At 37.6% G+C, this 19,925-nt stretch carries 14 protein-coding genes; 5 read left to right on the top strand and 9 right to left on the bottom strand.

The window, feature by feature from the left end; all coding sequences use genetic code 11:
* Positions 1-19 precede the first annotated feature (19 nt).
* Entirely contained in the window at positions 20-1,570 is a 1,551-nt protein-coding gene (locus tag OSO01_RS08695) for a PTS transporter subunit EIIC (RefSeq protein WP_147210046.1), read from the bottom strand.
* A 299-nt stretch (positions 1,571-1,869) separates the two neighbouring features.
* Here OSO01_RS08695 and OSO01_RS08690 point away from each other — a divergent pair, with 299 nt between their 5' ends.
* The 4 genes from OSO01_RS08690 (at position 1,870) to OSO01_RS08675 (ending at position 8,291) form a co-directional block, all read left to right on the top strand.
* On the top strand, positions 1,870-2,616 hold the full coding sequence (locus tag OSO01_RS08690; protein ID WP_147210045.1) for a Cof-type HAD-IIB family hydrolase: 747 nt from the start codon (positions 1,870-1,872) through the stop codon (positions 2,614-2,616).
* A 524-nt stretch (positions 2,617-3,140) separates the two neighbouring features.
* Positions 3,141-4,499 (top strand): SGNH/GDSL hydrolase family protein, encoded by a 1,359-nt coding sequence (locus tag OSO01_RS08685; protein WP_186813598.1) that lies wholly within the window; start codon positions 3,141-3,143, stop codon positions 4,497-4,499.
* A gap of 260 nt (positions 4,500-4,759) precedes the next feature.
* The gene (locus tag OSO01_RS08680; RefSeq protein ID WP_147210043.1) at positions 4,760-4,960 is read left to right on the top strand and encodes a hypothetical protein; all 201 of its coding nucleotides are present in this window, start codon (positions 4,760-4,762) and stop codon (positions 4,958-4,960) included.
* Positions 4,961-5,408: 448 nt separating this feature from the next.
* Entirely contained in the window at positions 5,409-8,291 is a 2,883-nt protein-coding gene (locus OSO01_RS08675; protein WP_147210042.1) for a glycoside hydrolase family 3 N-terminal domain-containing protein, read from the top strand.
* A 146-nt stretch (positions 8,292-8,437) separates the two neighbouring features.
* Here OSO01_RS08675 and glf read toward each other — a convergent pair whose 3' ends face one another.
* The 6 genes from glf to OSO01_RS08645 form a co-directional block, all read right to left on the bottom strand.
* Positions 8,438-9,541 carry a UDP-galactopyranose mutase gene (gene glf / locus OSO01_RS08670; protein ID WP_147210041.1) on the bottom strand — a complete coding sequence of 368 codons (1,104 nt, stop codon included), beginning with the start codon at positions 9,539-9,541 and terminating at the stop codon, positions 8,438-8,440.
* A 155-nt stretch (positions 9,542-9,696) separates the two neighbouring features.
* Positions 9,697-10,713, bottom strand: a complete 1,017-nt coding sequence (locus OSO01_RS08665) for a glycosyltransferase family 2 protein (protein ID WP_147210040.1) — start codon at positions 10,711-10,713, stop codon at positions 9,697-9,699.
* 14 nt (positions 10,714-10,727) lie between these two features.
* The gene (locus OSO01_RS08660) at positions 10,728-11,372 is read right to left on the bottom strand and encodes a hypothetical protein (protein WP_246145102.1); all 645 of its coding nucleotides are present in this window, start codon (positions 11,370-11,372) and stop codon (positions 10,728-10,730) included.
* A gap of 30 nt (positions 11,373-11,402) precedes the next feature.
* Complete coding sequence (locus tag OSO01_RS08655) at positions 11,403-13,826, bottom strand: beta-glucosidase family protein (RefSeq protein WP_147210039.1); 2,424 nt, start codon at positions 13,824-13,826, stop codon at positions 11,403-11,405.
* Positions 13,827-14,200: 374 nt separating this feature from the next.
* Positions 14,201-15,520 carry a sensor histidine kinase gene (locus OSO01_RS08650; protein WP_147210038.1) on the bottom strand — a complete coding sequence of 440 codons (1,320 nt, stop codon included), beginning with the start codon at positions 15,518-15,520 and terminating at the stop codon, positions 14,201-14,203.
* Entirely contained in the window at positions 15,517-16,227 is a 711-nt protein-coding gene (locus OSO01_RS08645) for a LytR/AlgR family response regulator transcription factor (RefSeq protein WP_147210037.1), read from the bottom strand. The genes OSO01_RS08650 and OSO01_RS08645 overlap by 4 nt, the downstream gene beginning before the upstream one ends.
* A gap of 1,141 nt (positions 16,228-17,368) precedes the next feature.
* On the opposite strand from OSO01_RS08645, the gene OSO01_RS08640 reads away from it, so the two are divergent.
* Complete coding sequence (locus OSO01_RS08640) at positions 17,369-18,826, top strand: APC family permease (protein ID WP_147210145.1); 1,458 nt, start codon at positions 17,369-17,371, stop codon at positions 18,824-18,826.
* Between the two features lie 157 nt (positions 18,827-18,983).
* Here OSO01_RS08640 and OSO01_RS08635 read toward each other — a convergent pair whose 3' ends face one another.
* Both OSO01_RS08635 and OSO01_RS08630 read right to left on the bottom strand, forming a co-directional pair.
* Positions 18,984-19,616, bottom strand: a complete 633-nt coding sequence (locus OSO01_RS08635; protein ID WP_281289837.1) for an HAD family hydrolase — start codon at positions 19,614-19,616, stop codon at positions 18,984-18,986.
* A 177-nt stretch (positions 19,617-19,793) separates the two neighbouring features.
* Positions 19,794-19,910, bottom strand: coding sequence for an anti-repressor SinI family protein (locus OSO01_RS08630; RefSeq protein WP_147210035.1), 117 nt, complete (start codon positions 19,908-19,910; stop codon positions 19,794-19,796).
* Between the last annotated feature and the right edge of the window lie 15 nt (positions 19,911-19,925).

Raw genomic sequence — 19,925 nt, 5'->3', positions numbered from 1 at the left:
GTCACTCCTTTAAAAATATCTATACTTTCTCATCTACTGCATTTTTTATAAATTCAACCTGTGTCCCATAAACGATATGAATATGCTTGGCTGTCGGGAAAAAGAACCCGGAACACCCGGTACTGTTTAATACGTCTTTGTTGACATCTCTAACCTCTTTTAAATCAATTCGGAGTCTGGTAATGCAGTTGTCTACATTCAAAATATTTTCTTTTCCACCCAATGCCTCCACTACTTTATCTGCTATCTCGTCATAGCGTTTTTCCTTCAGCAGTGTATTGTCCACATTTTGAAGCTTTTCCCTGCCCGGTGTTTTTATATCAAACCGGATAATAGCCCAATAAAAAATAAAATAAGTGACGACAGCTAATCCCAATCCGATCAAAACAAGGAAAATCCATCGTGAGTTTTCATAAAGCAGCCCAAAAATCGTGAAGTCAAAAATCGTACCCCTGATATAACCTATTGAAACTTCCGCCAGCGACAGCAGCACAGCGCCGATTCCGACAATACAGGCGTATACAACATATAATAACGGAGCTAGAAAAACAAAAGTAAATTCAAGCGGCTCTGTTACATTCCCAAGAAAAGCTGTCAATACCATGGTAACCAACATAGATTTGACGTATGTTTTATTTTCTTTATAAGCTGCCTTGTACATCGCAAAAGCAATTGCCGGGAATAAAAACAGGACAACCAGCATCTGCTGCTGCGCCATAAAGCGGGACAGCTTCGGCATCATAGACCAATACTCACTGTTCGGTCCCTGATTAAACAGAATTTCTGTAATAGCAGGAACAACACCGACATATGTCTTACCTTCGATAACATACGACCCGCCGGCTTCTGTGAATCGGAACAATGCATTCCAGACATGATGAAGTCCAAACGGAATGAATAACCGTTCTCCTGCAGCTGTGAAAAAAGGACCTGCAACGCTTAAAAATACAGCTGACAGGTTCGTTAACAGCCCTACAAAATATGTCCAGATGAAAGGAAGTAACATCCCAACTGCAGCCATTAATCCAATTGTGATGATTGGAACTGATTTTTTCCCGGAAAAGAACGCCAGCGCCGCCGGAAGCTCCAAGTTATAAAATCGTTCCGTCGCCCAGGCTGCAATCAGACCGGTTAGAATCCCGCCGGCAGCACTGATATTTACTGTTTGGATACCAAGTATCTCAATTTGCCCCTGCTGGGTCATTACATCCGGATCTGCCATTGTCCCCGTGACCGTCAGCCATACATTCATGGCAACAATCAGGGTCAGATACCCTGCCACGGAGGCAAAGACCGAAATCCCTTTATCCTTTTTCCCCATCCCGTAGGCGACACCCATTGCAAATAGCAGCGGGATATTATCAAAAACAACATTACTGATGGTCTTTATACTTACTAAAATGGTGTTAACGGTATCATTTCCAAGGAAAGGAACTTTGTCCACCATGTAGTCTTGTGTAAGTGCGCCGCTGATCCCCAAAAGCATCCCGATAGGAGCCAATACCCCAATTGGAAGAAGCAGCGTTCTGCCGAATTGCTGTATGGAGTCACCGATTTTTCTTTTACTCATCCTCTAAAACCTCCTTGTATCAATGATTCCAATTCATTTTCCGCTAAAAACTAATAAAAGATGGCATGAATGCTTGGAATTATTATCTGTTTCTATTCTATCAATATGAAAAAATAGTTGAAGCTCCCCCGTTTCCTATTATCTTATTTAGGTAATAGAAAATGACCCAGGTCATAAAAAAGGATCCTTCAGATAATGATTTATTTATTATGCAATGATATAGTGAACATATTATCAGACGGAGCAGGACTAAAACATAAAAGGAAATTCTATAGTAAATACATATGGGGGATGACGTTATGACAGATATAAGAATGATTGCACTGGATATGGATGGCACGTTATTAGATGACAAAAAAGAGATTACCAGCTGGACAAAAAAACAAATTATGAAAGCACATCAGGCAGGTGTCATTATTGTCTTATGTACCGGACGCCCCTTTCATCACTGCTATACTTACGTTCAAAATCTGCAGCTGAATTCTCATTTAATTACATGTAATGGCGGACAAATCTTCGAAAGCGATTATACAACAGTTATTGCCGAATATCTGCTGAAGGCAGAAGCACTGGCTGATTTATATCGCTATGCCCATGACTTAAAAATGGATACGTGGACCATTTCTTCAAAAGAACCTTTTTACAATGACATACCGAATAACTACAATGACTACAGATGGCTGAAATTCAGCTGCTCCCATAAGGATGAAAAAATTTTAAATAAGATAGAAGCAAAAGTTCATTCGATAGATGGCATAGAAGTCAGCAATCGGACAGCCGTCACCGTTGAGGTCAATCCAGCAGGTGTGAATAAAGCAGCCGCTCTTGAATTGGTCTGTGAAAAATTAGGTATAACGATGAAGAATGTCATGGCAGTGGGAGACAGTCTCAATGATGTGAGAATGATTCAATCGGCCGGAATTGGAGTAGCGATGGGAAATGGACAACCAGCTGTAAAGCAAGCTGCTGATGATATCACCGATACCAATCAACATGATGGGGTTGGAAAAGCAATTAAAAAATATATTCTATCAGCTGAGATATAAGGCGCTTTTATCGTTTCCTTGCGGTTAAATATAAGGGTGCAGCCCCTTTCTGTTACACCAGTCAACAGAAAGGTTTTTTTATTTACTGTGAAAATAAATATTTCTCTTTTTTCACTTTAAGTTACAACTACATTTATTCTTTTCTATGACTTAAGAACCTTCGCAAAGCATTCAATAATAATTTACTCGGTTTTCCAGCTGTATCTAGCAATAAATCAATTATACTTGTCTGTGTGACTTATCAATACTTTCTTCCAATATTCAAACAGCAAAAGTAATTTCACTTAAAATTGCTGATATTTCCCATAAAATCTATAAAATTATTACTGTATAAAGTTTATATCTGTTTATCTTAAATTAGCTTGTAATAGATCAGTTACTCTAAAATATACTCAGTTACGGATTTATCATGATGTATGATACATTAATACATAGGTCTTTAGCGTGCCGGAATATATCAAATAAAGATGGTTTCATACGCTTCAAAAATCAAACATCCTAGAAAACACAAGGAGGAAAAGATAATGAAGAAAAAGATTCTATTGACCTTCCTGTTGACACTTCTGTTCGGTATGATTATTTACCCGAGAACGATGAAGGCGCAATCAGCAGAAGGGTTTGATCCTGCTGACGGAATGTATATTAAAGCAGATAAAGAGCACTACTGGGAAGGGAGATATTCCAACGGCAGAGTCTTCGCTGAATATATCGCAAAAGAATTAGCCGGTGATTATGATAATTTGACAAATTATGCAGTCGGCGGAGCTTTTAGTGGCGACATGGGAAATACAAAAGAAGAACATTCCAACTGGTCCTCCTGGATTAAAGGCTGGGGCGGAGTAGAACAGACTATAAGATTCCTTGCAGATACGAACGGAGAAGCTGATCCCGAAGCTCTTTATATTATCAGTATCGGTGGAAATGATACATATGCCGTGGAAGATTTGGGAGTGGAACGTGCAGCAGAGCTTGCCAGTGATTATTCTCTTGAAATGGTTCAAAACCTTGTAGAAGGCGGTGCCAAGTATATTCTGCTGCCAAATCGTTTTGTAGATCAGCGTACGGATTTAACAGACTTCGGTGATATCAGAAACCAGCAAGTCGTCAAAAAAATAGAAGAGTATCTCGCTCTTGATAACACGCCTGACGATGTAGAGGTTATCTACGGACGTAACCAGCAGCTGCGTGAGAATATTGATGAGCAGGGCTTTGAAAAATTCGGATATAAGAGTATGGGCTTTTACCTTGTTTCCGATTGGGTTCCGGCTTATGGTTACGCCTTAGCTTCTGAAGATAACAGTGACATCTTCCCTACTAGTGAAGCAGAAGACATTTATGGCGGCTATGCTCCTTACTCAACAGACAGCGAATATTATAATTCTGAAGCATCTGGCTGGGGACCGGATGATTTCTATACTTACGATGAATATCATTTATCCAGCCGGAGTCAAAAACACTTGGCTACGTACCTTTTAAACTCCGACATCACAACAGATGATAACGAGGGCACTTTCGAGCAGGTCTATAATGGTAATACCAGCGATTTTGCCAAAGCAATAGCTGATGGTACCATTCCTTCCGAATATACCACCGTCTATACTTTTGGAGACAGCAGTATTGATACCGGCCGAGGTTTAGAGGTTACCACCAAGTTAGTGGAAAATCGCGGGAAGCCAAAAGAATCTTCCTATGTAGTAACACCTGGAGATAATCTCTGGAATATTGCTAAAGAAAATTACCACGGAGAACAAACTGATGCACAAATAGTGAAAGAAGTTCAAGCTATTTATCAAGCGAATCGGAATCAGATTCAAAATCCAGATTTGATTTTTCCAGACCAGACAATTATATTACCGACATTAGACGATTCTAAACACAAATAAATAATATCAAAAAAGCTTAGGTATATCGCTCATTTCCTTATGCGAAAGCCTGAGTTTTTTTGGATAATTTCAGGAAGCCACTTTTAACTTATGAATCTCCCCTTCTTACCTTAAATCAGATGACACATTATCCAGTATATCTTGCTATGCATTATAGATACTTCTAATAAAATCTGATAATATACTTCTATAAACTAAATCGCATCCTTTCAAATCAACACCGCATGAAAACTAAATAACAAACAAGGGAGAAAACCACCATGACCAACATGATAGCTTACCTTTTCGGCAGACTAATCGGAGCATTTTTACTTTCTTTATTATTTACATGGATTTGGAGCCTTATCTACCGCGCAATAAAGAAGAAGCCCATTTCTAACTTTTGGTTAAAGGTCCTTATCATTGCTGTTATTTTTACTATTATTTCACTTGTAGGAACAATGAATCAGCAGAATCTGTAAGTTATGGTTATTTCGATTTTTCTTTTATTTATAGAATTATAAACAGAATACATTCTCAACTAAAAATTAAGAGCCTTCCTTCATAACGCGGAAAGGCTCTTTAAACACGCTTTATTTATTAGCAGATGATTATTGCAGCGTAAATAAGTTCATAAACATCACCTTAAAAAGTGATGTTAAAAGAGTCATTACTATCAAAAAGTAAAATGTCATTTATGAAGAAAAACATACATTTCATGAAAGCGATAAATTTAAGACAGAATGCTGTGATATGATGACTTTGTAAAAAATATAGAAATTAGTGACAAAGAAAACCCAAAAAGAAAGCGTTTTATAATCTATTCATTGCTTAATACGCTTATTGAAATGGATGAATAAGGATGGTGAAATGATACGAGGTTTTTATTTGTCAAAATTTTCGTTAATTTAGAATTGGAGGGAATAAAAGATGCTCGAAATAAACTGGGATGACGTCAAAAATATTGTTAGTCTTGTGCTCCCTTATCTGATTTTCTTTGGAATTGTATTATTATTAGCGATTGTTGCAATCATCATTGCCAAAAAATTCTCTATTCCAAAGAAATTTATGATTCGCAGGCAATCCATTATGGCTATTTTTGTTGCTTTAATGATTGCAATTAATTTAATCGCATATTATCCAATGAATACGATACTTACTCTTGCTTCCGGCAGAGGCACCATCAGCGATGCAACATCGGAAACAGCAGAACAGCTTGGTGAAGATATTGCTAGAGAAGGAATTGTCTTATTGGATAATGATGAAGATTTTCTTCCTCTTGAAAACGATTCACGAGTGAACGTGTTTGGATGGGCTTCTACAAACCCGATTTATGGTGGAACAGGCTCAGGCTCTTTATCAGACTCACACCATACGGTTAGTTTAATCGAAGGGTTGGATAATGCAGGATTTGAAGTAAATACTGAGCTTTCCGATTTTTATACATCCTACGCCGATGAACGTCCGGTTGTTGGAATGTTTGAACAGGATTGGAGTTTACCGGAGCCACCTGTCAATGAGTATTCTGATGATTTAATGGAAAACGCAGAAAAATTCTCTGACACAGCAGTTATTGTAATCGGCCGTGGAGGCGGAGAAGGTGCTGACCTTCCAACTGACTTATCTGAAGTTACATATAATGATAACACGGATGATTACCAAGATTTTGGTGAGGATAACCATTATCTAGGTTTACATGAAACAGAAAAGCAAATGATTGATCTGGTTACCTCTAACTTTGACAATGTAGTACTTGTTTATAATGGTTCGAATGCTTTTGAACTGGAATTTGCAGAGGAATACGATCAAATTAAAAGTGTTCTCTGGGTGCCGGCAGCTGGTCAAACAGGGTTTAACGCACTTGGTGAAATTCTAAATGGTGAAATAAATCCATCAGGAAAAACAGCTGATATTTTTGCCCGTGATTTAACAGCTACTCCAGATCACAATAACTTTGGAGACTTTGAATACACAAATATGGATGAATACAGTGTAGAAAACGACTTCCCTGGTGCTGGCGGTGTTCCTACCTTTGTAAACTATGTCGAAAATATTTATGTAGGCTATCACTTTTATGAAACAGCAGCAGCAGAAGGATTATTAGATTATGACGAACATGTCTTATATCCGTTTGGATATGGTCTTTCTTATACTTCATTCGATCAGGAAATCAGCGATTGGAATATAGAAGATGATGAGAGCATTACGGTAGATGTTACAGTGACGAACACCGGTGACACTGAAGGAAAAGATGTTGTAGAGTTATACTTTACACCACCTTATACAGATGGCGGCATTGAAAAATCAGAAGTCAATTTAGTAGCTTTTGAGAAGACTGAGGTGCTGGAGCCGGGAGCTTCTGAAACACTTACTCTTACCTTTACGAAAGAAGATATGGCATCTTATGATTATGAAAATGAAGCTGCCTATGTTTTTGAAGAAGGGGACTATACATTATCTCTTCGTTCAGACTCTCATACTGTTTTAGATGAGGCTGAATTTACACAGGATGAAACTATTGTTTATGATCAACGCTCAACAGATGAAATTCCGGCTATGAACCAATTTGATTTTGCAGAAGGAGATATAACCTATCTTTCCCGCGAGAATGGTTTTGAAAATTATGAGGAAGCAACTGCAGCCCCTGATAATTATGAAATGGCAGAAGAAAGTCTGAGTATGTTCCGAAACGAAACAAACTTTGATCCATCAGAATTCTTTGATGAATCGGATGAGATGCCTACAACAGATGCTAACAATGGTATAGATTTGGTAGAAATGCGTGGCCTGGATTATGATGATCCGGCATGGGAGCCATTACTGGATCAGCTTTCTACAAATGATATGGTCGATCTCATTGCTTACGGAGGGTACCAAACCCCTGCAATAAAATCTGTTGGAAAAGTAGCAACGATCGATTTAGATGGACCAGCTTCTATTAATAATAACTTTACTGGTGTCGGATCAGTTGGATTCCCTAGTGCTGTGATGATGGCTAATAGCTGGAATGTCGATCTAGCTCATGCATTCGGTGACAGTATTGGTGAAATGGCAGTTGAAATGGGCGTATCTGGGTGGTATGCTCCAGCGATGAATATTCACCGTTCCGCATTTTCAGGCCGTAACTTTGAATATTATTCCGAGGATGGCGTATTATCTGGAAAAATGGCTTCACAGGCAGTTTTAGGTGCAGCAGATCATGGCGTATATGCTTATCTCAAACACTTTGCAATGAATGATCAGGAAATGAACAGAAATAAAATGCTGGCTACATGGTCAAATGAGCAAGCTATTCGTGAAATTTACTTGAAACCATTTGAAATTGCTGTAAAAGAAGGCGGCGCACAAGGGATTATGTCATCCTTCAACTATATTGGGCCAGTTTGGGCTGGAGCTTCTTCATCTCTTTTGAACACTGTATTACGAGATGAGTGGGGATTCCGCGGGATGGTTCTAACTGACTATTTCTCTGGTTACGGATATATGGATTCCAATATTATGGTTCCAAATGGCGGCGACATTGCGCTGGCTACGTATGATGTTGGAGCAAATATGATGAAGAATACAGATAATCCGACTGTAGTGAAGAATATGAGAACATCTTCTAAAAATATTCTTTATACAACTGTAAACAGTTACGCTTACAGCGATGAAGCCTTAAATGCCGGAATGCCAATCTGGCAGGTGATTGCAATTGTTGTTGACGTAATAGTTCTTGGACTAGTAATTTTACTGGAAGTACTTATCTTTAAAAAATACCGTAAACTTAAAAGCCGTTTAGGTACTGTTCAAGATAATACTTCAGCATTGTAAATATGTATCACCTGGTTTTGAAGAATGATTAAATAAGAACACAAAAATAAGGCAGCCTTCCATTAACTGGATAAACGTGAATGGAAGGCTGCTTTTTCATCCTATTTCGTATATAAGAATTAACAAACTTACATGGATTCTTATTCCTAATTTAATTCTTTCTTAGCCATTGTTAATGCTGATGCAATCACCTGATGCATATCATAATATTTATACATCCCCAGACGTCCGCCGAAAATCACATTGGATTGTTTCTCAGCCAAGTCCTGATACTGCTTAAATTTTTCATTATTTTTATCATCATTTATTGGATAATAAGGCTCCGATCCCTTCTCCCAGGACATAGGATACTCTTTTGTGATAATTGTTTTTGGCTGTTTTCCGAATTCAAAATGTTTATGCTCAATAATACGTGAATAAGGCGTTTCAGAATCTGTATAATTCACCACTGCATTCCCCTGGTAATTTTCCTGCTCCAGTACAATTGATTCAAATTTTAAACTGCGGTATTCCAATTCCCCGTATCTATAATCAAAGAATTGATCAATCATTCCAGTGTAAATAATCTTTGGGAAAGCTTTCATATATTCCTCTTTATTAGAGAAAAAATCTGTATTTAATTCTACACTGATTCGATCACTGGCAAGCATGTTCTCAATAATTTGTGTGTAGCCTCCAATCGGGATTCCCTGAAAGCGGTCATTAAAATAATTATTATCATACGTGAATCGGACAGGAAGACGTTTAATAATAAAAGCAGGCAGATCTGCTGCTTTGCGCCCCCATTGTTTTTCCGTATAGCCTTTTATTAACCTTTCATAGATATCTGTCCCGACTAACGAGATAGCCTGCTCCTCCAGGTTAGCAGGCTTTTCAATTTTAGCTGCTTTTCTTTGTTCTTCTATTTTAGCCTGTGCCTCTTCTGGTGTGACAACTCCCCATAATTTATTAAATGTGTTCATATTAAAGGGCATATTGTAAATTTCACCATGATAATTCGCTATCGGACTATTTGTATAACGGTTAAAATCGGCAAATTGGTTCACATAATCCCAAATTTCCTGATTATTTGTATGAAAAATATGCGCTCCATACTTATGAACAGTGATACTCTCTATCTTTTCCGTATATATATTTCCGCCAATATGATTCCTTTTATCAATCAGCTTCACTTTTTTTCCTTTTTTAGCTGCTTCGTGCGCAAATGTACTTCCGAATAACCCCGTGCCGACAACCAAATAATCAAACATTCCTTTGTTCCTCCCGGTATATATGTTTTTGCATATAATATTTAAACCCATACTGCTTGTTAAGTACTGGCAATCAAATCTAATATTAAAATCAAAAGATAGCTCTCTATGTGAAACATCATAGAAAGCTATCTTTTTAAGAGGTTTGCTGATGATTAATTAAACCCGATAAATCTTTGAGATATTTTATATCCCCCTACCGAGATACTTCTCCCCGGTCTTCCAGGTAAGTTTAGTAATATCCCTATCATCCCATATCGAATTTCATGGTACAATTCCTGATCCTTGTCCTTCATATACTTCCACAATTCTTTTTTCTTTTGCAGGTTTTCAGCTGTTCCCGATTTTATTAATAGAATAGAAGAAATGACAGTGACAATTTCAAGCTGATGAAGCAGATACTGCCTCAGTTTAGGACTTCTTATATCTTCTAATTCCAAATCATCGATCATTTGTTTATTCACTTTAATCTGCTGATCGATTCTCTTAATCATGACATTCTCTTGCACAGACTGGTCTTCCCTGCCTATAAAGTATCTGTAAAATTCCAGATTAATATAATACATTGTTTTCACATGTTTAAGCGGAACAAACACAAATAGATTATCAACATAAAAGGTATGTTTTGGAAGAACCAGGCCGCAATTTTTCAATAGCTCTGTTCTATAAATAAGGGAATGCATCAACAGATATTGCCCTCTTCGAAATGGTTTAATATCCTCCCAGGTAAATATTTTATCCACTGGAAGAACATCTTCATACTTCATAACCTTCTTGTATTTTTTATCCTCTTTTTCATAGGTAAAGTTACTAATAATCATATCCACTGTCTGTTTTTCTGTAACGAACCCTTTTAATATCTTTAAAATTTTCAGATATGCTCTCACATCCACCCAATCATCGCTGTCTACTACCTTTAGATAAAATCCGGATGCATTCCGGATACCCGCATTGACAGCTTCACCATGGCCTCCATTTTCCTGATGAATGACACGGACATTGGAAGGATACCTAACTGCATAATCATCTGCAATTTTTGCCGTATTATCAGAGGAACCATCATTCACGATCAATAACTCAACGTCCTCTCCGCCAGGCAAAAGAGATTCGATACAATATTCCATATAATCCTGTGAATTATAGCAAGGAATAACCACTGATAATAATTTCATTTTTTACACTACCTTTACTTCGCCTCTTCTTCTGGTACCTGTTTAAATATAATTTTAAATATAGGGAAGAAAACCCAGAATGATATAGCGCTATTAATAATCATTGTAATTACATCGGCTGTCGTTTCTCCTAATGAGCCCATTCCCCAGGTATTCATCAGTAAATCATAGATCGGTGCCTTATAGAATCCTTGTGCGGCAGCAGCACCAATTGTAATAATAATATAAGCTACTAAGTACCAAAATGCTGCTGTCCATATGTTACTGTTTGATTTAAATGTAATGCTTCTCTGCGCAAAAAAGTTAATAACTTGAGCAATCAATATGGTAATTTGGACGGCGAAAAAATAAGCAAGTCCTCCACCGCCGCCTTGAGATAACGGGCCGGCAGCATAATCAAATACATAATAAGCAGAGCCGTCAAAATTTTGCCCGAATTGCAACACTTGAAAATTTGTTGTTACTAATGCTGTTTTAGCAAATATACTTTTAAAGACAGGCATTAACACCAGCTGAAGCACTGTAACTCCATTACTCAGAATAAAGAAAACCAGGAATTGTGCAATATTAGGATGGTTCTCTTTATAGTTGTCCCAAAACCTCATAAGCCGATTAGAAGCTATTTTTTTCTCTATTTCTTTTTCCTTCTCTTTTTCCATTTTACCTCTCCTCTATCACTTATGCTAGTGTTAGTTGATAGCTTTTCGACTTTTTAACATCTTATTTCTTTCTTTTACGACATGTTTCAGCCCTTTAAGGAAATGACCGTTTACAATCATTAAAACCCCGTCCAGCATTGGCATATTCATAATTCCGCCGGTCATTCGGGCCATGCCCCGAAATGGCATATGATAGACGGACATCATGATTAGATTTGCAGTATCACGTTTTCCTATCTTTTTCAGGAACCAATGCGAGAATTTAATAGCTTGAAAGGCAAATCTGGCAAATAAACCTTCCGCATACTGGCATTGGGCAATCGTATCATTGTAACCCAATGGCTTAGAGCGGTCCCACGTTGCAACTGGAACTTCACGCCCCAGTAGAGCTTCAAATTCCTGTTTACCTACATTTTTTATTTTCCCGGAATAATAGGATGGTAATTGCTCTTTACTATATGGGATTGGTGCATTCGTCCCTTCTATAGAAACCGTATCCGTCAAGCGGATGTCTGCACTGGATGCACCAATGAAAATTTGATAATCAGCTTCTTCCACTTCCCATTGATTGGTTTTCACATTAAAATAACGGAACGTTTTATCGTCAAAAGCAATTGTTACTGATTTGGTTTCCCCTGGATTAAGAGAGATCTTCGCAAATCCTTTTAATTCTTTAGCTGGTCTGAAAATTTGCTCTGACTGACTGCCTACATACAGCTGGGCAATTTCCATTCCTGAAACGTCACCTGTATTTGTGATATTAAATGTTACACCGTCTTTATTCACTTGAATATCGGAATAATCAAAGGTTGTATAGCTCAGTCCATAACCAAACGGATAAAGTACATCTACCTTTGCTGTATCATAATAGCGATAGCCTATGAACATGCTTTCTCTGTATTCAACGCTTACTTCCTTACCAGGAAAATAACGATAGGAAGGCGTATCCTTATAATGTAACGGATACGTTTCAGCAAGCTTCCCGGAAGGATTAACCTCACCTGTAAGCACTCGAAGTACAGCTTTTGCCCCTGCCTGACCGCTTAAATATCCATGTACTAATCCTTTTACTTTATCAATCCATGGCATTTTAACCGCAGATCCACAGGATAGAACCACAATAATATTCGGATTAACCTTATGCAATGCATCTAATAATTCAACCTGGTTTTCAGGAACCTTCATATTTGATCTGTCTAATCCTTCCGCTTCAGTTACTTCATCCAGCCCCATATATAAGAGAACGACATCTGCTTCTTTAGCAAGAGCACAGGCACTGTCTATTTTTGTCTGGCTCTTCTTTCCATAACGTTCAAAGCCCTGCTCATAGCCAATGTGATGAATGCCAGAGGCTTCCAGCAGCTCCAATGTATTATCCAGCTCTGTAGGATTTACGATAGACGACCCGGCTCCCTGATAGCGGGGATCCTTTGCAAAATCACCAATCGTTGCTATTTTCGCATCTTTTTTCAACGGTAAAATATTATCCTCATTTTTAAGAAGTACAATAGATTCTTCGGCAACCTGTTGAGCAAATTGATGATGCGCTTTAATATCGAATTCCTTTTTATAGGAACCTTGAAAAACCTCTTCCGTTGTAAAAATTAAATCAAGCAAACGGTCAAGATTTTCATCTAATACTTCTTCTTTTACTTTTCCATCTTTAATTGCTTTGATGATGTCCTGATTGGTTTCTCCAGCAGTGGTTGGCATCTCTAATTCATTTCCGGCCAGAAGAGCTGCTACTCGGTCATTGTTCCCGCCCCAATCGGTAACGACAACACCGTTATAACCCCACTCATCACGCAGAATTTCTCTTAATAAATGCTGATTTTCATTGGTATAGACGCCATCAAGCTTATTATAGGAAGACATAACCGTCTTTGTCTTCCCTTCCTTAACAGCAATTTCAAAACCGGTAAGGTAGATTTCTCTTAATGTTCTTTCGTCGACAATCGTATCAATCGACATCCGTCTTTCCTCTTGGTTATTTACAGCAAAGTGTTTTACACAGGCTGAGATACCACGCGATTGAATTCCTCTGATATATCCAGCAGCCAGTTTTCCGGCATGATAAGGATCTTCACTGAAATACTCAAAGTTTCTTCCGCAAAGTGGATTCCGTTTCATATTGATACCAGGTCCGAGCAATACATTTACCTTTTGTGCAACTGCCTCTTCTCCTAAATATCGCCCAACCTTCTCCCCAAGCTCTACATCCCAGCTGTTCGCTACAGTAGAAGCTGTCGGAAAACAGGTGGCCGGGATACTTTCATTCAATCCAAGATGGTCGGCAGCTTCTGCCTGTTTTCTAATACCATGTGGCCCATCCGCAAGAAACATGCTGTTAATCCCTAAACGTTCCATATCCTGTGTCTGCCAAAAATCTTTCCCAGACATAAAAGATGCCTTTTCTTCCAGCGTCATTTTTTCAATTAAATCTTTATATTTCATAAGTCATTACCTCTTTCAATTTTTTCAGCACCTTTTGGAATAAATACTATCCATACTGGTACTGGCACCGTTTTGATTTAGATAAAGTGAAACTCTAAAATCGAAAAAGCTATTACCAAAATCTCACAAACTATAATGCGCTTTCATTTTATTAATAAAACACATTTATTTAACCTTAATACATCGATGCTTTTTTGCTACTACTATGGATTAAACTCTATCACATTTTCTTATTTGCGCAGAAAAGGTTCATGAACTGTTTAAATTTTTTCATGAACTGTACCCTGTACTACGAAAAAGCAGGCCGTCTCTACAGGTTATGCGCGAACAAAAAAAGACCTGGCTGTATATTGTACAGTCAGATCTTAAGAAAATTATTTATTCTGCGGGGTTAAAACAGGCATTAGGATGGTTAATTCAAACCAGCTATCCTTTTGGACAACGTTGACCACACCATCATATTTCTGCACAGCATACTGAATACTTTTCAATCCATAGCCGTGGAAATTTTTATCTCTTTTTGTCGTTTTAGGTATTCCCTCTTTAAGATTCAGCTTTCCCTCAAAATAGTTTTCAAACCTCATTACAAGAAACCCTTTTTGTGAAAACACGGAAACATGAATTAACCGTTTCTCTTTATCTTCTATTTTTTTCTCGTATTCTATCGCATTATCCAGGGCATTTCCAAAGATGGTTGTAATATCAATAACATCCATATGATTAAGTAATGCCCCATTAGCTACTGAAGTTAATGTAATGCCATGCTTGATGCAATAGAGGTTCTTACTTGTAAGTAGAGTATCAAGCACATGGTTGCCTGTCTTATTCTGTGCTTCATAGGATTTGATATCATTTTCCATCTGCTTCAGATAAGCATTTCTTTTTTCCACGTTATCTTCAGCCCGAAGAGCAATAATCTGATTTTTTAAGTCATGATATTTATAATTTATGATATCGATACTTTCCTTCGACTGCTGATACTGTGCATATTGATTTTGAAATATATTCTGCATCGCTTTTAATTCATGCTTAATCCGCAAATCGTTTAATTGAATATGATAAGCATACAATATGGCGTATCCACCTAAATCCACCAAGGTTCGAATATTCAAAATTTCCTGGGTGTATTGTCCGCTGAAAGGAGTCCGTACACTGACAAAGCTCATATTACTGACACCAAAAACCGCCATTCCGATTAGAAGCGTCGATAACAGCTCGCCCTGTCTGATATTCAAATGGCTGTTTGCTGTTATATGACGTTTTTCCAATAACCAGATTAAAAAGAACACGACTCCATAAACGGCAAATAGCAGCAAAATGTCCATTGTCATATTTATTCGCTCACCATTCAAAAGAAAAAAACGTACCTGGCTTTCCAAGGATGCTACAAGCTCAGCCGCAACAAATGCCCTTATACTAAAATATCCAGCTTCAACAACTGTTATTTGACAGGTTACATAGATTAAGCCAAACATCATACCAGCAGCAACAACCATGCTTGGAATCCAAAAAGCAATTGGCAAATCCTTTGTCAGAACTAAAAAGGCAGACTGTACCAGCAGACCTCCACCTAAAAAGATAATCAGTTTCCAGCCAAATAATTTCTTCCTGAGCAGAGAGATAAATACAATACAAGCCATCCACTCTGCCAGCGCTGTATATAGTCTTGGTATTTCTGGGAGCAGCTCACTCATTTTAATGTCTCTCCCCAGTGTTTAGATAGAGCTTCCATAAAAGCCTTTCTTTTCGTCCGGCTCACAGGAAGCTCCTTTCCCTTCACAATCACATCATTTCCCTTCATTCCCTCGACATGCTCCAGATTTATTAAATAACCTCTATGTCCCCGGAAAAAGTGATAATCAGATAATTGTTTTTCTAAATCCTTCATCGCCCCGCTTGCCATAAATTCCCCTTCTTCTGTAGTAAAATGAAGATAATGCTCCTGATTCTCTACATAAAAAATATCGGAAACCTTTATTCTTTTTATTCCACTTTTAACTTTTATCGTTATATAATTCGTTTCTCTTTTTCTCATTCTATCAATCGCACGATTTAAACGCTGTGAAAACTGAAAATATGAAATCGGCTTTAAGACATAGTCCAATGCATCTACTGCATATCCTTTAATAGCATATTGCGGCATATTGGTAATAAAAATAATAACCACTTCTGAGTCTACTTTTCTTATCTCTTCCGCTGCAGACATTCCATCCATCAAGCCCATTTGAACATCCATTAAAATAATATCAAATTGCGCCTGATAATTTTCCACAATTTCATCACCATCAGAATAAGTCTCTATTGCAATATTTTCATTTCTTTCTTTTTCATATTGATGAAGAAATTCTATCAACTGTTCCTGGTAATTAATTTCATCCTCAACGATTGCTATCTGTATCATTTTTTTACTCCTTAGTTTCTGAACTCAAACATGATGCTTCAATCTTCCTTATTCCGAAAAACATGATGTTTTCAGAGAATAAGTTTTTTTGTCCTAAAGGAAATAGAACGCTTTCTCTTTTTTACTACTGAAAAAAGCAATAAAAACTACCTAAGTAAAATTTCTCACATACCCTATTACAATTATTTTAACAAAAAAATTATAAACTTCAATAAACCGTTAAAGGTAAATGATTGGCAGGTATACTGCAGAAGGCTGTTTTATCAATAAATCTGGAAGGAAAGTATCTGATAAGCTGCTTATAAATTTCTGTCAGCCTATCAGCTTTGCAAGATCACCTTTATGTACAAACAAGTGCTGCTCCTGTCTCTCTGGCTTCCCTACAAATTTTAAAATATAAGAACTTTCTATATATATTATATAAAATTATAATAACTACATTTATGCAGACAGGCATAGGCTGTCTTGAGCAGGTTTATAAATATAAATCTGATGTTTTTCAGTTTGGATTTTTAAGCCGGATTGAAGGAGCAATTTACAGATGCTGCAATCAATGGTAATGTACAATTATTGACATGTTACAATGATAACATTACTCCTCCATTCGTTTTCGCGTAGAAAGCCTCTTAATAAATAACCAGATAATTCGATCAAAAATAGATTAATACCTTTATAATTCATAGGCAGACAGTAAAAAACAAACTATTTCCCACAATACCTGCCATCTCTTTAGCACGTATGAATTACCGGAGAGATAGAGAAACTTGCATCTATAAAACTGGTTGAAGAACATGGATATCGTATCAGCCTGGCAGAATCAGCTTATAATCTTGGTTTATGTATAAATTCCCATTCAAGATCGGTTGATTATCAACCCAGGCGTGTTATATACGATTTGGTACGCAGTGAGTAGAAAAATCAGAAATGAGGTGAACATGGAATTGGAAGAATATGAACGTATATATAAGACATTGAAGGATATAAACGTGAATACTGCGTATCAATAATTTTGAAGAGGGTCCCCAAAGAATCTGGAGGAACAGAAAATGACAGATTTTGGAGACCATTAAGGAAAGAAGAAATAATTTAATATCAAAACGAATACAATCCAATAACCAAAGGAGATTAGCTTATGAATGAAGTGGACAAGAGAGAAACACTCTCAAAAACACTCAAGCCTCATTGGGTCTGGGCGATTGCTTTAGGTTCAGCGATTGGCTGGGGAGCTTTTGTACAGCCAATCAACTGGATGTCTACAGCAGGACCGCTTGGAGTGATTATCGGTTTCTTTATAGGTGCAATGCTGATGATTCTGATTGCTGTCAGTTATGGGTTCCTGATTAAGAGCTTCCCCGTTTCCGGTGGTGAGTTCGCTTATGCCTATGTCAGTCTGGGCAGGACACATGCTTTTATTTCTGGTTGGTTTTTAACTTTAGGGTACATCTGTATTGTTGCGTTAAACGCATCTGCGTTTGCTTTAATGATTAAATTCATCTTTCCAAAAATCATTGAAAATATCCCTCTTTATCAGATTGCCGGCTGGGATGTTTATTTGACGGAAGTTTTTGTAGCAGCCGTTGTCCTTGCTGTATTCGGATTTTTTAATATTAGAGGAACAACCTTATCAGGAAGCATGCAATTTATTTTTTGTATCATTATGATTGCAGCCATATTTATTCTGCTGCTTCTTGTCGGTATCCAGCCAAGTGCAGGATTTTCCAATATCACACCAATGTTTCCGCGGGAGACACCAGCAATTGCTGCGATTATATCCATTGTCGCCATCGCCCCGTGGGCTTATGTCGGCTTTGATAATGTTCCGCAAGCTGCCGAGGAATTCGATTTCCCATCAAGCAAAGCTTTCCGGTTAATTGTATTTGCTATTTTAGCAGCAGCAGCATTATACAGTTTAATGATTATTGTTACCTCTATGGTTCGTCCATGGGAGGGAGTTGTTGAGGAGAATCACATTTGGGGAACCGGCTATATTATCGAAAACCTGCTCGGACCTTTAGGCCTGGCCATCCTTGCAGTGGCATTGGCTATGGGAATTTTCACCGGACTGAATGGGTTTATTATCTCATCCAGCCGTCTTTTGTTCGCCATGGCCCGTGCGAGAATTATTCCAAAAGGATTTGCCAAGCTTCATCCAAAATATAATACACCTCACTGGGGAATCATCTTTGCAGTAATCGTTGCGATGCTGGCGCCTTGGTTCGGCAGAGAGGCATTGATGTGGGTGGTAGATATGTCTTCCATCGGTGTTACAATTGCCTATTTTTATACCTGTTATGCTGCCTTTACATTATTTAAAATGAAAAGGGATCATAACTTTAACGAAAAGAAGCATATTGAAGCACCAGGGAAAAAGGTTATTTCCATTCTTGGTATGATTGCAAGCATTACTTTTCTTGGTCTATTGCTGATTCCCGGATCTCCCGCATTCTTAGGAGTGCAATCTAGAATTGCTTTAGGCGCGTGGGTTATTCTGGGAATTATCTTTTATATGATTAAACGGAAGAATTACAAAAAGATTCCTGAGAAAGAGTTGAATTATTATATTCTTGGGAAAGAAGAGGTTGAGATTGAGAAGGATTAGCAGCTAGATAAATATTTTTAATCTATGTTTTAATGCTGCAGGAAGCTATTTTTTACTAAGGAAATTTGAATTCAAGTATTAAAGCTAGCAATTTTAAATTGCTAGCTTTAATACTGTAAATAATTTCAAAATCTATTTTAATTCGATTCATAAAACCTTATGGCTCTGCCCTGTCTTCATTTTGACTGCAACCAATAATCAATTCGATTGCTTTCGGAACCTCTGCAATATCCCAGACAGGTAAAATCCATGGAGGAGTTACAACCTTTTCATCAAAATCCTTTCTTACGGAGATTTCCAGATTTTGCAGCCAAATCGAATGCATTCCAATTCTATTCGCTCCAATAACATCCGTATCCCAGGTGTTACCTATCATAACAGCCTCTTCCGGTTGAATATCCAGCTTCTCAAGCACCTGATGATATACGATACTGTCCGGTTTTTCTGGAATAGATGGATCTAACTCAGACTTCGTAGCATAAACGTATTCAAACTTATCCAAAATATGTAACCTTTTTAACAGTTCCCGGACAACGTCACTGTCACTTGTTGCCGTATTACTGAGAATCGCATGTTTTAATCCCATATTATTAATTGTTTCCAGCACCTCTAATACATGCTCTCTTAATTCTATTTCCGGATATTCCGTAAGCGGCTTTACATCCATCCTGCTATTGGGCGGAGTAGTTAATGTTTCTCCTAAATCCCATATTACGTGAGATATCATGTTTTCCATTCTCCTTTCACTTTGTACGTTACATTTAAAGTTTTTGTGAGGTAAATCCTCCACGTTTTCTGTTTCTCATTTCTTTTCTATATAATAAAAGCATATAGTCCAGACAGAAAACTATCTAGTCATATGCTTTTAATTCGTTCAAGAATTTTATATACGGGAGAGAACAATCATACGCTTCTATTATTTAAGCATCCGCCACAATATAATTCGGCAGACAAACATTGTGAAGCATTAATTTTTCTTTAAAAACTGCCTGATTTCTTCCATCGCAATCCCCATTTTTAAAGCTTCCTTAATAAGTTCAACCCATTCTTTGTCTAATTTTTCCCTCGCTACCTCGTTATTCATTTAAACCCTCCCTAA

Source organism: Oceanobacillus sojae, assembly GCF_007991515.1.
Lineage (GTDB): Bacteria > Bacillota > Bacilli > Bacillales > Amphibacillaceae > Oceanobacillus > Oceanobacillus sojae.
Note: the sequence above shows the minus strand (reverse complement) of the source record. Positions and strands in the feature narration are given on the sequence as shown.